General features: G+C 43.9%; 12 protein-coding genes. 4 read left to right on the forward strand and 8 right to left on the reverse strand.

Annotated elements, in window-relative coordinates; genetic code table 11:
- The first annotated feature begins 70 nt into the window (after positions 1-70).
- From BFG52_RS16070 to BFG52_RS16080, 3 genes are all read left to right on the forward strand, one after another.
- Positions 71-667, forward strand: a complete 597-nt coding sequence (locus BFG52_RS16070) for a YqiA/YcfP family alpha/beta fold hydrolase (RefSeq protein ID WP_067558631.1) — start codon at positions 71-73, stop codon at positions 665-667.
- A 16-nt stretch (positions 668-683) separates the two neighbouring features.
- The gene (gene parE, locus BFG52_RS16075; protein WP_067558635.1) at positions 684-2564 is read left to right on the forward strand and encodes a DNA topoisomerase IV subunit B; all 1881 of its coding nucleotides are present in this window, start codon (positions 684-686) and stop codon (positions 2562-2564) included.
- 70 nt (positions 2565-2634) lie between these two features.
- Entirely contained in the window at positions 2635-3828 is a 1194-nt protein-coding gene (locus BFG52_RS16080; RefSeq protein WP_067558638.1) for an amino acid aminotransferase, read from the forward strand.
- 53 nt (positions 3829-3881) lie between these two features.
- Here BFG52_RS16080 and BFG52_RS16085 read toward each other — a convergent pair whose 3' ends face one another.
- Positions 3882-4880 carry a LysR family transcriptional regulator gene (locus BFG52_RS16085; protein WP_081408727.1) on the reverse strand — a complete coding sequence of 333 codons (999 nt, stop codon included), beginning with the start codon at positions 4878-4880 and terminating at the stop codon, positions 3882-3884.
- Between the two features lie 93 nt (positions 4881-4973).
- Between BFG52_RS16085 and BFG52_RS16090 the strand changes: the two genes are divergently transcribed.
- Positions 4974-5633 (forward strand): LysE family translocator, encoded by a 660-nt coding sequence (locus BFG52_RS16090; protein WP_067558641.1) that lies wholly within the window; start codon positions 4974-4976, stop codon positions 5631-5633.
- Positions 5634-5767: 134 nt separating this feature from the next.
- Here the strand turns inward: BFG52_RS16090 and gltP are convergent, their stop codons facing one another.
- The 7 genes from gltP to dps all read right to left on the reverse strand — a co-directional run bounded on the left by gltP (position 5768) and on the right by dps (position 15343).
- Positions 5768-7063 carry a glutamate/aspartate:proton symporter GltP gene (gene gltP / locus BFG52_RS16095; RefSeq protein ID WP_067558644.1) on the reverse strand — a complete coding sequence of 432 codons (1296 nt, stop codon included), beginning with the start codon at positions 7061-7063 and terminating at the stop codon, positions 5768-5770.
- 887 nt (positions 7064-7950) lie between these two features.
- On the reverse strand, positions 7951-8742 hold the full coding sequence (locus tag BFG52_RS16100; RefSeq protein WP_067558648.1) for a fimbrial biogenesis chaperone: 792 nt from the start codon (positions 8740-8742) through the stop codon (positions 7951-7953).
- A gap of 69 nt (positions 8743-8811) precedes the next feature.
- Positions 8812-10263 (reverse strand): fimbrial protein, encoded by a 1452-nt coding sequence (locus BFG52_RS16105; protein WP_157758126.1) that lies wholly within the window; start codon positions 10261-10263, stop codon positions 8812-8814.
- The gene (locus tag BFG52_RS16110; RefSeq protein ID WP_081408729.1) at positions 10260-12896 is read right to left on the reverse strand and encodes a fimbria/pilus outer membrane usher protein; all 2637 of its coding nucleotides are present in this window, start codon (positions 12894-12896) and stop codon (positions 10260-10262) included. The genes BFG52_RS16105 and BFG52_RS16110 overlap by 4 nt, the downstream gene beginning before the upstream one ends.
- A 15-nt stretch (positions 12897-12911) precedes the next feature.
- Positions 12912-13670 carry a fimbrial biogenesis chaperone gene (locus tag BFG52_RS16115; RefSeq protein WP_067558655.1) on the reverse strand — a complete coding sequence of 253 codons (759 nt, stop codon included), beginning with the start codon at positions 13668-13670 and terminating at the stop codon, positions 12912-12914.
- Between the two features lie 76 nt (positions 13671-13746).
- Positions 13747-14292, reverse strand: a complete 546-nt coding sequence (locus BFG52_RS16120) for a fimbrial protein (protein WP_067558658.1) — start codon at positions 14290-14292, stop codon at positions 13747-13749.
- A 550-nt stretch (positions 14293-14842) separates the two neighbouring features.
- Positions 14843-15343, reverse strand: coding sequence for a DNA starvation/stationary phase protection protein Dps (gene dps / locus BFG52_RS16125; RefSeq protein ID WP_067558662.1), 501 nt, complete (start codon positions 15341-15343; stop codon positions 14843-14845).
- Positions 15344-15391 lie beyond the last annotated feature (48 nt).

Genomic DNA, 15391 nt, shown 5'->3' on the forward strand with positions numbered 1-15391 from the left:
GCGAACAAAACTAAAACAATAGCGCCAACACTCGGTTTCCCGCCCAGCGCGTGATGGCTATAGGCACCCTATGCATATTTTGTATTTACATGGCTTTCGCAGTGGCACACAATCCATCAAAGCACAACAACTCAAAGCCTACTGTGCCAAGCATCGTCAGTTTACGTTTCATTGCCCTGATTTAAATGCACCACCACGCCAAGTCATCGCCAAACTTGCCGATATCTTGATGACCTTACAAGCCCAGCAACAGCCTGTAGCCCTGATTGGCAGCAGTCTGGGGGGCTTCTACGCGACGTATTTCGTCGCAAAATTTCACCTTCCTGTTGTTCTAATCAATCCAGTTGTGCGACCATGGCAGGTCTTTGCACAGCGCTACAATTTAGCTGATTTACCACTTTATATCAGCCCACAATGGCAGCTCGATGCAACCCAACTACAAGACCTCAAACTACTCGCGATCAATCGCTTAGCAACTGATGCCAAAGTGTTATTACTGATACAGCGAGGTGATGAAGTCTTGGATTATCGCGAAGCAGAGCGGTATTATAGTCAAGTTCCCCACAACAGCTTAATCATCAGTGAGTTAGGGGGAGACCACAGCATGTCGAATTTCTCAGATAAAATTCCCATGCTGCTTGAGTTTTTATCTTACTCTGTACAATAAAAGGAACAGTTATAACGTGTCTCAATATACGGCTCAGTCGCTTGAAGTACTTTCCGGTTTAGATCCTGTACGTCGTCGTCCTGGCATGTATACCGACACTTCTCGTCCCAACCACTTGGCACAAGAAGTGATTGATAATGCAGTCGACGAAGCACTAGCAGGCTATGCCAATACGATTCACGTCACAGTTCACCAAGATGGTTCGTTGTCTGTAGAAGACAATGGTCGTGGTATGCCTGTCGACATTCACCCCGAATATGGTCAATGTGGTATCGAAATCATTATGACCAAGCTACATGCTGGAGGTAAATTTAGTACCGATAACTATCAGTTTTCTGGTGGTTTGCATGGAGTGGGTATTTCTGTCGTCAATGCCTTATCTACACGAGTTGAGGTAGAAGTCAAACGCCAAGGCAATCTTTACCAAATGCAGTTTGAGCAAGGTGAAGCCACAGGACCACTCAATGTCCTCAATGGCAAAGTAGCCAAACGTGCGACAGGGACGCGTGTGCAGTTTTGGCCTGAAAGCAAATACTTTGATTCGCCTAAGTTTGCACTCAAAGCACTAAAACACAATCTAAAAGCAAAAGCCGTCCTCGCCGCAGGATTGCAAATCAATTATGTCGATGAAATTAATAACGAACAAATCACATGGCAATTTGAAAACGGTCTTGTCGACTATCTGATGGATGAACTGGCTGGTCGTGAAATCTTACCGCAACCCGCCTTTGTCAGCAGTGGTGAGGCTGAGCGTGCCAGCGCACAATTTGCTATTTGTTGGAATCTTGAGTCTGGTGAGCAAATCCATGAAAGTTATGTCAACCTCATCCCGACCGCACAAGGTGGAACACACGTCAATGGTTTACGGGCTGGGGTAACGGATGCAGTTCGTGAATTTTGTGATTTGCGTAATCTATTACCGCGTAATCTCAAACTGTCTGCGGAAGATGTCTGGGATGGCGTCAACTTTATCTTGTCCTTAAAGTTTCAAGAACCGCAATTCTCAGGTCAAACCAAAGAGCGACTTTCTAGCCGTGAAGCCTCAAACCTCATGCTAAACATGGCCAAAGATGCTTTTGCTTTATGGTTGAACCAAAATGCCGATGTTGCCATGCAATTGGCTGAGATGGCGATTGCCAAAGCTGGACGCCGTCTCAAGGCAGCAAAAAAAGTTGAGCGTAAAAAGATTGTCTCTGGACCCGCTTTACCCGGCAAATTGGCGGACTGTGTGGGTTTAACCCGTGAAGACTCAGAACTGTTTATTGTAGAAGGTGACTCTGCGGGTGGTTCAGCCAAACAAGCACGTGATAAAAACTTCCAAGCCATTATGCCGATCCGCGGTAAAATTCTAAATACTTGGGAAGTCGCTTCCGATGAAGTGCTTGCCTCACAAGAAGTACATGATATCGCCATTGCCATTGGGGTGGACCCTGGTAGTGAAGATCTTTCCGAACTGCGTTATGGCAAAATTTGTATCTTGGCAGATGCCGATTCAGATGGTCTACATATTGCGACCTTATTGTGCGCATTATTTGTCAAACATTTCCCCACTTTGGTCGAAGAAGGGCATCTATTTGTTGCAATGCCGCCGCTATTTCGCATCGATGACAACAAAGACGTGCACTATGCGCTTGATGATGAAGAATTGGAAAGTATTCTAAAACGCTGCAAGAGCAAAAACCCACAAATCACACGCTTTAAAGGGCTGGGTGAAATGAATGCCGGACAATTACGTGAAACCACCATGGACCCTAATACACGACGTTTAGTGCAATTGGATTTGGATGATATCCATCTAACTTATGGTTTACTAGATAAACTACTCGCCAAAAAACGCTCTGCCGATCGTAAGCATTGGTTAGAACAAAAAGGTAACTTAGCTGAGATTGTTGCTTAATACAGCTTGCGCACGTGCTATGCGCTGTTGTAATCGCGACATTTGCTTTAACACGTTTAGAGGAACCATGATGTTTCAACATATTCCCCCTTATGCGGGTGATCCAATTCTATCCTTGATGGAACAATTCAAAGCCGATCCCCGCCCTGAAAAAGTCAATCTCAGCATTGGTTTGTACTACAATGAAGACAGTATCGTGCCGCAATTACAATGCGTCATTAATGCCCAGCAAGCCTTACAAGCAGAACAAAACCAATGTAAGCTTTATTTGCCGATGGAAGGTTTACAACCTTATCGTCAAGCCATTCAGCAGTTACTCTTTGCTCAAGACAGCCCAGCACTCGCAGCACAACGTATTGCGACCATTCAAACCCTAGGTGGTTCAGGTGCATTAAAAGTAGCTGCCGACTTTCTCAAGCAATATTTTCCAGAAGCTGAGGTTTGGGTCAGCCAACCGACATGGGAAAACCATGTGGCAATTTTCCAAGGGGCCGGTTTTAACACCCATTTCTATCCTTATTTCGATGCACAAAGTGGTAGCGTCGACTTTGCTGCGATGTTGCAATGCTTGGCTCAATTGCCTGCACAGTCCATCGTCTTGTTACACCCTTGTTGCCATAACCCAACGGGTGCCGATCTCAGTCCGGAACAGTGGGATCAAGTCATTACTGTACTCCAACAACGCCAATTAATTGCCTTTTTGGATATCGCCTATCAAGGTTTTGCAGCAGACTTAGACCAAGATGCCTATGCCATTCGTGCGATGGATCGTGCGGGTCTCAACTTTATTGTCAGCAACTCTTTTTCTAAAATCTTTTCTTTATATGGCGAGCGTGTTGGTGGTTTAAGTATAGTCTGTGATGATGCGACTGCGGCAGCTGCAACACTAGGGCAGCTCAAAGCCACTGTACGTCGTATCTACTCTAGTCCACCGACCACTGGAGCGGCATTGGTCAACCACATCTTGCACGATGCAAACTTGGCTCAACAATGGCGAGATGAAGTCAAAAGCATGCGTGATCGCATAGACCAGATGCGTCACCGTCTCTACCAAAAACTGAGTCAGGCATGTCCCAAGCATGATTTTAGCTATTTGACCAAACAACACGGTATGTTTAGTTATACCGGCTTAAGCCCAGCACAAGTCGATACCTTACGTGAACAACATGCAATTTACTTGGTAGGCAGTGGTCGAATCTGTATTGCTGGTTTAAATGACCGTAACCTCGATACCGTGGCACAAGCCATTGCCAGCGTACTATAAACCGGTTTATAGCTCTGTGCCGCAACTGCAATTTTATGCTTTGGAGGGTCTACTCATCGCGGTAGACTTTCATCAAAAGCATTTTTAGTAGATACCTGCAGTGGTGTATCGCCCAATGGTGTATGGTCCAGTGGCTTATGCACCATTGCTAGTTTATCTGCCAAGTACTGGATAAAAACACGCAGCTTCGGCGCCAAATGCCGTGTCGGTGGGTAAAGTAGCCACGCACCACCACTATAATAGGTTTTAAAGGTCCAATCGGACAGCAGTAACTGTAAATCACCTCGTTGTAAGGCTGGTCGCGCGACAAAATAAGGCAAACTGGCAATGCCTAAGTGTTGTAAGGCAGCATCTAAACGAATGCCAGTATGGTTAGCCGCATAACGCCCCCGCACAGCCACCGTAACCGACTTTGTTCCCTGTTGAAACTTCCATTTTGAGTCCATGGCTTGCTCGCCTAAATAAATACACTGCTGCTGTTTGAGATCATGTGGATGTTGCGGCACGCCATGCTGTGCCAAATACTGCGGTGTTGCACAAATCACATGCTCTATCTCCATCAGCTTACGTCCCATTAAACCGCCAGGTGGCTGGTCGGTAATGCGAATCGCCAAATCTACGGCATCGTCGATTAGATCGATATAACGATCTTCTAGCAATAACTGCACATCAATCTGCGGATATAGATTTAAAAACTCAGGCAAATGCGGATGAATCATAAAATGCCCGACCGCTTTGGGGACACTCATACGAATCAGCCCCTGTGCCTCTTGTTGCCATGCCGATGAACATTGCATCACCGCCTGAGCGGCATTGACCATATCGACACAGCGCATATAGACGTGCTGACCACTTTCACTCAATCTTAATTTACGCGTGCTGCGTTGTAATAGCCGTGTTGCCAAGGCACGCTCTAAACGGGAGATAGCACGACTCACCGCAGATGGTGTCGTACCCATCTGCCGTGCCGTCTCGGAAAAACTTCCTGTCTCGACAACTTTGACAAAAGTTGCCATTTCATGCAGCAGCATCGCGTGTTGATTTGTGCTCATCAGGCAAAAGTGATTTCTATTTTAGAGTGATTATCACTTGGTACATCTAGAAATACAATCTATGCTCGCTTTCAGCATGAGATACTCAACAGTATGTGGCAATTGTACGGACAGGAATTCTTTAGCTTAGCTGTAATCCATTTCTTGGCAGTGATTTTACCCGGTCCTGACTTCCTGATTACCCTACAGCAAAGTTTAAAATATGGTCGCAAGCACGGCGTCATCACGGCACTGGGAATTGGTGCGGGTATTTCAGTACACGTTCTCTACACCCTAATCGGTGTAGCGATCTTATTTCAAACCCATGCTTGGCTCATGGCGAGCCTACAACTACTTGCCGCGGCCTATCTCTGCTATTTGGCACGGCATTGTTTAGCCAGTAGCACCGCACCCAATACAGCAACATTGGCAACCGCAACACCGTCGCGCGTGCCATCTTGGCAGCGTTCTTTTCTGACTGGTTTCTTCTGTAATGCATTGAATCCAAAAGCAACGATTTTCTTTCTAGCAATTTTTAGCAGTATCGTCAGCCCACAAACACCATTAAATATACAAATTGCTTATGGTGCTTGGATGTGTAGTATCAACGCATTGTGGTTCATTGTCGTCAGTTATATCTTTACCCAGCAACAAATCCGCCAGAAATTTTTGGCTTATAGCTGCTACATCGAGCGCATCATGGGTGGATTATTGATGCTGATTGCACTGCGAATTGGCTATGTGGCATTACAAAGCCTGTGTGGCACTGGCTAAGGTTTTTATACGGGCTATCCCCGACTTAGGCGCTCAATGACATCAACCTCGACGCATAAAACTCGAAACACAAAACTCGAAACACAAAAAAAGACCTAGCATCGGCTAGGTCTCTTTGCATCACTTAGGCATGGCTATGCTTTATTTAAATATTCAGCTTCATAGGCCAATGCTTTTTTCTCATCAAATTGTTTTTCCCACTTACTGATCACCAGCACTGCCAAGGCATTGCCGACAACGTTCAGTGCGGTACGTGCCATATCCAAGATACGGTCTACACCAGCAATAAATGCCAAACCTTCTAATGGGATACCCACCGTATGCAAGGTCGCCAACAACACCACAAAAGACACCCCAGGCACCCCTGCAATCCCTTTAGAGGTAATCATTAAGGTGACAACCAAAACGATCTGTTGGGTAATGGAAAGCTCAATCCCATATAACTGTGCAATAAAGATTGCCGCAATACTTTGATAGAGCGTAGAACCATCTAAGTTAAAAGAATAACCTGTTGGAACCACAAAACTGGTAATCGCTTTCGGTGCACCATAAGCTTCCATTTTTTCCATAATACGCGGTAATACGGTTTCGGAGCTGGCGGTAGAGAAAGCCAAAATTAATTCGTCTTTGAGGATTTTGATCAAGGTAAAAATGTTAATACCAAATAGTTTGGCTGTAATACCCAATACCACGAAAGCAAAGAAGAAAATCGCGGCATAAACCAAGACCACTAATTTAGCCAGTGGAATTAATGATGCAAAACCAAAGTTCGCAACCGTCACAGAAATTAAGCCAAATACACCGATCGGTGCATATTTCATAATAATGTTTGTTACGCGGAACATGGTTTCCGATACTGCAACAAATACATTGAGTAAGGGTTGTTTATGTTCCGTTGGTAAAGAAGATAGCCCCACACCAAATAATACGGCGAAGAAAATAATTGGCAGCATTTCACCATGCGCCATGGAGCTAATAATATTGGTCGGAATCAGCGATAAAATAGTCTGAATAATACCGTGTGCTTCAGACTGCACGGCTTCTGTGGTTTTTTGATATTGAGAAATATCTGTCGCCACCAAAGCCGACATATCAACACCAACACCAGGTTGGAAAACATTCGCTGCAATTAAACCAACAAGAATGGCAATCGTCGTAATAATTTCAAAATAGACAATTGTCTTAAAACCCAAGGTTCCTAAACTCTTTGCATCACCAACACCGGCAATACCTAATATAAGTGTTGCAAAAACGATTGGAACAACAATCATCTTAATCAGGCTAATAAATATCTGCCCTAATGGTTGCAATACATTAAGCACCATAAAGCTTTTAGCCTCAGGCTGATTATGTAGGATTGCACCAACAATAATCCCGAGAATCAAAGCGATTAAAATTTGCCATGCCAGGCTAATTTTAAAATTTTTCATAAGAGAATCCTTATGCATCGCATATATTTAAAAAAATATGTGAGAGAATGAAAGCGTGCAAAAATTAAATATTTCCATACATGCCAAAACTTCCTAATCCAATCGTAAGGTTGGCATAGGCTCCAAGCTATTGTTAAGATAGCTGCTTAGAACAAAACCGACGCAACATACTGTTTGTTGTATATCGTCGGGCGCGATTGTATTCAATTACAATCTCACTAAACAATATCTAAACAGTATCTCGATGTTTAGAAAATATACTGACAAGCAAAATATTTCTGGTTTCTATAAATAAAAACCCTTTAAAAATTGCAGCACTAAGCCTGCAATCTATTCACTTTGCACATTCAAAACACGCTTCCAATTGAACAATTATTAATCCAACACGCAGCAAAATATATGTTTCGCCATGTGAATCACGAAGATTTTGGCAATATACACCGCATGGGAAGATATGATTAACCGTACAAAAATAATCTGACTAGTTGGACTACTCTAGATCACTCAATAAGCAGAATGCTTCATTCTCATTGGCTTGGTTTATTTACCGATCTCATCGATGCCTGACGGATCGCATAGATAAACGTCATGTCATAAACATGCCGTTAAAATAATATCTGACCGTTATAACATCAATGCGTTATATTTTAACGAAGACCTAAAAAAGGTAAATAAATATTGCAATTAGAGTTTTCAGCTTAAAACCTATACCGTAGTTTTAACCTTAATAGCGTACTATTATGGTCTTGGTTTTAATCAAAAAACCGTACTACTGTATATATGCTATAACATGGATGGTATGCGCTTCTGATCAGTTTATAAAGTATTTTTTTAAATATTCATCATCATCCAAAGCCATCTCATGCTATCGCTATTCTAAATGGGATTTATTTTTGTACTGCATTATCCGGTACACCCTCATCCAATAAAACATGTATGGGGCGTGTAAAAGAATGAATTTGACCTTGATCATCGACTAAGGAAAACTGTACCTGCGCTGTGCTTAGAACCGACGACAACTTGCTGGTTACCTTGGCAGAGAACAGATAGTCTTTCTGACTAAATGGATAACTCATCATATCCATGACCTGTTGCGCAGCAAAGCGTTGTGACGGCAGCAGCAATTGTAGATCCAGAAATGACGCATGATAGGCCGTACGATTATCACAGCGAATCAACCACTGACCTTGATGTTGTATCAGATAAAATTTTAAATGTTGCGCAAGATCGCTCAGCGTCATTTTAGCCAAGGTTTTGGGTCGATAAAAAATTTTTAACTGCGTATTCATCGCCAAACTCAGCCATGTGCTTTGTTCTGTCATTGCGGTTTTGACATAGGGCATTTCATATAAATTTAGCCAAAAGACTGATTCACGATCTTGTGCCAACAGCTGATCATTATAAATAATACGTATGCTCTGTATGGCATTGGCCGACATCTTTGCCAAAGGAGGCACAACCAAAAAAGGCATATGGGGCGTTTCTGGATCAGCCGCACCCTGATCCACCCAAGTCTGCAAGAGGATGGGATAGTGATTGGTATTGACCAGCATCAAATGCTGATATGTTTGCGGGGCTTGAAAAAGCAACCGTGTTTTACTTGCCAAGATTCCTGCCTGCACATGACTGCACAGCATCATCATAGCGAGCCCCGCAACAAGACAGATGTTTATACGCATGCAATGCTCTCCATTTTGGGCTTCTCCTAATTATCTGGTCTTTTACTGGCGTTGCCCTTAGACAAGTGATCATTGTACTTTCACCAAAATATAGGCTGTTGCAGAGACCTTGCCAGGACGTACTGGCGTTGCCAGCGGCAGTTTTTGCAAGCGCGCCGTATAATTTTGCACATAATAGCGATAGCCTTGCTGGACGCTGTCTTGCTGCTGAGCACCGTCCAAGACCGGATACCAGCCAGCATCTTCACCACCCCCCACTGCCGCAGGATGCCCCACAAAAAACATATCTTGCTGGCGATGTTGCTGTCTTAGAAAAATACCAACGCCCTGTGCCATATGTGCATCATCATATTGATCTGATAACAATGCCAAGACACCATTCTGAGCATTGACCAGACCCAAGCGCTGTGCGGTTTGATACGCAGCATAAGAGACTTGAATCCCCACTGCGGTTTGTAAAGGTGCCACACCTGAATCAACAAAATCGGCACATTCAATGCTGACTTGAAAATTAGCCGCAACACTATGATTCGCCTCTAAAGCATCACGGCTTATCGGTGCAAAAACAATAACCGGTGTGGCATGGCGCACCACACAACTGGCCTCCTGATGCAGCACATTATGCATTTGCATGCCATAACTCAAACCATTATTGACCGCTAAGAAACGATGCTGTAATGCAGCATCCTCTCCCAATTCATCACTCAGCAAACCCGGACCACGTAACTGAATATAAGCATTGGCTTGCTGACAAAGATAAGGTCCTTGCAAGATTTGCTGATTATTGGGACATAGACTCAGGCTTTGTTTTAGGGTGCTGACACGATAGATCTCCGCAATCAAAGGAGGAATATCCATCAGACGGATATGAATTTTGCCAGAATCAAGCTCTAAAAACTGACTCACCGCAATGCCTTGGTAACGTCGACTGAGACTGATCCCTTGCATGCTGAGCTTGAGTCCAACATTTTGAAAGTAAGTTGCATAAACTTGTGCCAAACCATCAGTCAAGCCGACCTCATCTTGACCACCAGCGCCATCATCTGCATTGGTGGCCACCAAAAATAGCAGGTCTTTCAAGTCACTCTTATCACAAATCCATAACACCGTATTGGGCGTCACGTTCGCAGCAGTATAGTCCGTCGCCGGGACCACCACACGATCGATCAAACTCCCCACTGGCTGTAAATAGGTCGAACTCAAATAAATACTGCCAAAACGAATCGGGATATTGTTGCTCTGACTATTGTCTAACGCACCCGTACTATGACATAGCGCAAAACTTTGTGTGCTATAGACAGCACCACAGAGCAACATACTGCACCCGATCAAAGTTTTCATAATGTGCTGGCAACACCCCCGATAAACTTGAGCGAGAACAGCTATCAGGCGATGGATGAGGGATATAGGTGTGCTCACTGCACTGGTTATGCTAACGCGACTACTGGCTACTTGAGTTGCTGCGTTAGCGCTATGCATTGTTGTGACTGTAGCGGTATCAATGATCACTATACGGCTCATGGCAGCCCCTCCGACTGACAGTTTTTTTCTAGGCGGATCATGTCTTGTGCCCATTCCAATTGTTTCGCGGTTAACGCATAGGCAAAAGTACATTGCTGTGTTGCATCATCGCCCCAACGTACGCGTAGCGCGCCCTCTCGTTGTGATACTCGCACATACATCTGCCCACTCTGACCCACCATGCCCAGCACATGACCTGCAGCGTCAATCACTTCTGCGCCCAGTGGAACAAATTCACCAGAAGGCAAATGTGTTTGGATAAACAAGGGATAACCTATTCGTGTGGCAAAATTCACTTTAACGGTCGCACCGGCATAGGGCGCAACACGGTGCTGCTGGCTCAATAACTCTACACGTTCAGACATACCAGCCGGATCAAGTATGATCTCGTTATAACGATAAGGAGTAATTGCTGGAATCAGAGCATAGCCCGAACGGTTGATACGGGTTTGTCCACTCATCACACGTGCTCCACGTGCGCCAGGTGCTGCCACCAAGACAAAGCTATCGCCCAAATATGGACCTAAGGTGATTCCGCCACGATGCACAGCCAAAGCACCTTGTACATTGCTAGAAACTTGCCAAGATTGCGGACTCTTGGCGATATGCAACCCTGTTGCAACATAGGCAAAACGCTGAGCAATATTGGCCACCCAAGTCGGTTGTGCCTGATAAGGCTGTTGTTGTACACCAATGCTATAACTCAAAGTACGCTCGGGACCCAGTGTTCCTGACAAGCTGGTCTGATAACTGGCGGGTTGATGTTGTCGCTGACTATAATTTAGCCCAAGGTTTTTTGCAGCATAGCTTTTCGCTCTGCCCAAGCTATAACTCAAAGACACATTCAATGTGCTTTCTTTGCCGGTACTGCCCAAACTTAATCCAGTCCTAGAGGCTTGCCGTATAGTTTGATAGGGATCTACTATATTTTGATGCAATAACGACACATTAAAACTCAAGCCATTGGCAAAGGTTTTGGCATAGCCCAGCTGAAACTGTACATCATGATGTTGCCGATCACGTGCTTTTTGCGCTGAAGCAGACAAAAATAACAGCCCGAATTCAGCTAAGTTTTGGTTGAGACTCAGCTCATAACGCAGATGTCGTTGTTGCACTGGCAAGACTACAACGGTGTCTGCATCTGTCTTTTTCCTGGGGCGGTCTATCACATCATTCAGATCTAAATACCCCTGACCGCCATAACGATAAACCGCCATATTGAGTGTGGTATCACTGGTAGCTATTTTTTGACTATAACTCAGTTGTAGCATGTGCCCATGCTGTGGCTGTGGTTGCTCAATCAGCTTGGCTTGTGAATGGGTAAAATTAACCGCAAAAGCGCCCCACGCTGTACTATAGACTGCACCCGCCGCAGTTGCATAATAATCCCGCGCTACACGCGCCCCCACATGTACGGTGCTGCGATTACTCACACCACGCTGGTAAGTCAGATTGCTAAAAAAGCGTGGCTGCTGTCCTTGTCTGGTTTGCCCCACATCCCAGTGATAACGCGATGCACCAGGGCGTAAGGACTCTGGCATCGCAGCAAAAGGGACTTTGATATAACGCAACTCGCCATCTGCTTCCTCAATCACCAGCAAGAGATCGCCATTAAAACTCGTAGGATATAAGTCTTGAATCACAAAGGGACCCGCCGCAACGGTAGTCTGATAAATTTCCTTTTGATTTTGTACAATAGAAATCTTGGCATTGCTCTTGGCAATACCCTGCACGACTGGCGCATAGCCGCGCATCGACTCTGGTAGCATTCTTTCTTCTGAGGCTAGATTTATGCCATAAAAAGCCATACCCGAAAAAAATCGCCCAGCACTATAAATCTCTCCCATATTGAGCACACTTTTAATGCCCGCCAAGGGACGAGACACAACACGTCGAATATTTGCCCATTGCGTCCCCATGGTTTGGCTATACTGTATATGGCTTTGCTGCCGATATTGCCATTTACCTACATTAAAACCAGTTTGTAGCGCGAGATAAGCTGCCCGATATTGTTGTGCTGCCTGTGATTGCTGCTGATGTATCAAGCGACTTTCATAATAGTGCCCAGCATAATTAATAAAAAAAATACCTTCGCCAGCATCCCACATGGCTGGATCAACATAGCCTCGTGGTACAGCACGCAACTCACTTTGTGGAATAAATACATCTAGGCGTAATTTGCCGGAATCAAATTCTATTCGTGTTCCCGCCACATAATCTGCTAAAAAAATACAGCCCTGTGACTGTGACTGTGACTGTGACTGTGACTGAATGATATCGATATTCTTTTGTGCCAAAGCAAATTTACGCAAGGTCGGTTCATCAAAACAAGGCTCGATACGCTGAGTGGTCTTTTGCACAAATTGCACTTCTAAACGCTCTAACAGTTGCCCATTGAGATAGACATCAACTTTATATGGTCCAGCCATGACACTTTCCGTCTGACTCATGCGTTGTAGTAGCGCCTGATGGCCGGCCGAACGCCCAGCAAAAATATTGGGATCAAAAATATACTCATCTTCCTCAGGCATGGGCGCTGCGGCATAGAGCATACTGCCCACAGCATAAAGCAATGCGCCACTGAATAGTCTCGCCAGTGGCTGAACCATTTCTGCGATCACGATCAAACACATGTCCCACCCACTGCATTAGTCTTGCAACGGCAACTCATGCTCAATCAAAACACCATAATCATTCACCAAACTTAAGCGTATATGCTGTTTGTCCACCAAATTGCCTGCAACAGGCCATTGCACAGTGCTTTTCGGTGCAATAATTTCATTTTCTTTAACTACTAACGCTTTAGCTACACCTTTGCCCATAAGATGTTGTGAAGCCACGAGGCTAAGGCTTTTAACATTGGCGAAATAAGCACTGTTATTGTGAATTTGTAAGACCGTCTGTGTATCCTGACGATGCAGCTTAAATTGCAAGTGCGTACTCAACTCACTCGCCTGACCAACAATCTGCTTTGGACGATAAAAAACTTTAATACGGTTTTTAAAGACCACCACCAAACGATTGGCATCGCTGGCACTTTTCTTTAACGCCGGCGTCTCTGAAAAATTCATATAAAATAATGATTCTCTATCCTGCGGTACTTGATCCTGCCCCAAAAAACGCAAACGCACGGTTTGGACAGCATCGGGTTGTATCCGAAAAATCTGTGGCCCGACCACAAAAGGTGCGCTGCTATTTTCAATATTTAAATTTTCATCGCCCTCGTCTAACCAGATTTGCACCAAGTTGGGATAACTATCTTTGTTCTGCAAATAAATGGTTTTTTCTTTTTGACCATCTGCAAAAATGATCCGTGTCCCTGTGAGTACCACACCTGCCCATAATGGCGTACTATTTGCAGCCACCATGATTGCTGCGCCAATCAAGCTACGCCAGCCGAGTTTCATTATGCATCTCCTCACGCATACAACAAAAGATGAGCTGCCACCTTAGCAACAGCCCAAGCTATGATTTATTTACAAACTATTGATAACTAAGGGTATATTCAACAACAGACGTCACTAGCCCCGCTGTTACGCTACCTCCTTCAGCGATATAGCGTGCGCCAAAATCATAACTCGCACTGGTTGCTCCATTCTTAAGCACCAAACCACTCACACTGGTCGGTCCATTTAAACGTACTGCGGATGTTCCGGCTGAGTCTGCCGTAATTTGAATGGCTACATTCTTGGCCGCATTATTGCCTGCCGCGGCATTGCCTAAATTGCCACCAGCGGTTACATCTAGACCTAAGAATTTGGTTTTAATGGGTAAATCAGCTTTAGGTGCGGTACAACCTTTGATGCTAATTTTAAAAGGGGTTAAACCAGAAGTTTGTCCAGCAGTCGCTAAAGTATTGGCAGGAACAGTTGGTAAAAGCACAATGCCGTTGGTATTGCCTTCAATAGAGGCTTGGCAGGTTTGATCTGAAACCTCACCATAAAAGGTTACAGCTGTTCCAGCAGCAGATAGCGTGGCAGATGTCAGTAAACTGGCGGTCGCCGCTAAAACATAATTTATTAATTTCATATATTCACCATTCGCAAGAGCCAAAATTATTGAATTGATCTGAAATCATCATCCTTCTTTATTTCTAATAGACGCTTGTTAAGTACAGGTTAATAATATAAGAAAGACATCATTCCCATGATATGCAGATCAGTCAAAACACTTCACTCAAAAATCATGTAAAATAAAGCGTTTTCATTATTTAACCCAAGAAAATATATACAAATAAGGTGTCTTATTTACCGTCAACAGAAAGGATGCTCAATAATAAAAGTCAGTTTTATTTAGATCTATTGTTAAATAAATCTTTACAATAATAACACAACTATTGTTCAGCTGTTCTACACAGTAAGTTAAAAAATCGCATTTTTATTCTTTTATTTTTGCTAGGAAAATCACTGTTTTACAGCATTAGATTTGATGCAACACGTTCGCTTTTAAAGATGCCAAACCAACAAATGCGGCAGCGGCGGCATCCATGTGTCCTTGTTGTTATGTAAAATATGTAAAAAAGCAAACAGCGCCGATGCGCTGTTTGCTTTTGCTCATTCTCGTGTGCTTAAGCGTATATTTAAGCTTGGGCAGGCTGTTCAATATTGGCTTCCAAGAACCACAGATACTGGTCTAGATCTTCGAGTGCAGCATGGAAAATATCTTCAGAGATTGGATCTTCAATTTGATCTATTGTTTCGCGAATATGGTTCGCTACCACCGCATAACGATCGGCAAGTTCTTTTAAATGATCTTGCACATCATGAATTTCAGCTGGATAGGCTTTTAAATGCGTGCTTTTCGCCACTTCTTGCGTCGTACCCAAAGCAGTGCCACCGATTTGTACAGCACGTTCTGCCACATTATCTAAATGGGTAATAATCGAGGTTCTAAAGGTATCCAGCATTTCATGTACGGCAATAAAATTACTGCCACGCATATTCCAATGCGCTTGTTTGGTTAATAAAGAAAGATCAATCAGATTAGATAAAGTTTGATTTAAGATTTGCACGGTTGCTTCTTTGACAGCATCATCGAGATTATTGCGGGTATAGACTTTCAAATTTCTTGATTTACTCATGATTAACCTCACTTTTTTTATGATAAAAAAGCATAGATGACTTTCTGT

It is taken from the genome of Acinetobacter larvae, from assembly GCF_001704115.1.
GTDB lineage: Bacteria > Pseudomonadota > Gammaproteobacteria > Pseudomonadales > Moraxellaceae > Acinetobacter > Acinetobacter larvae.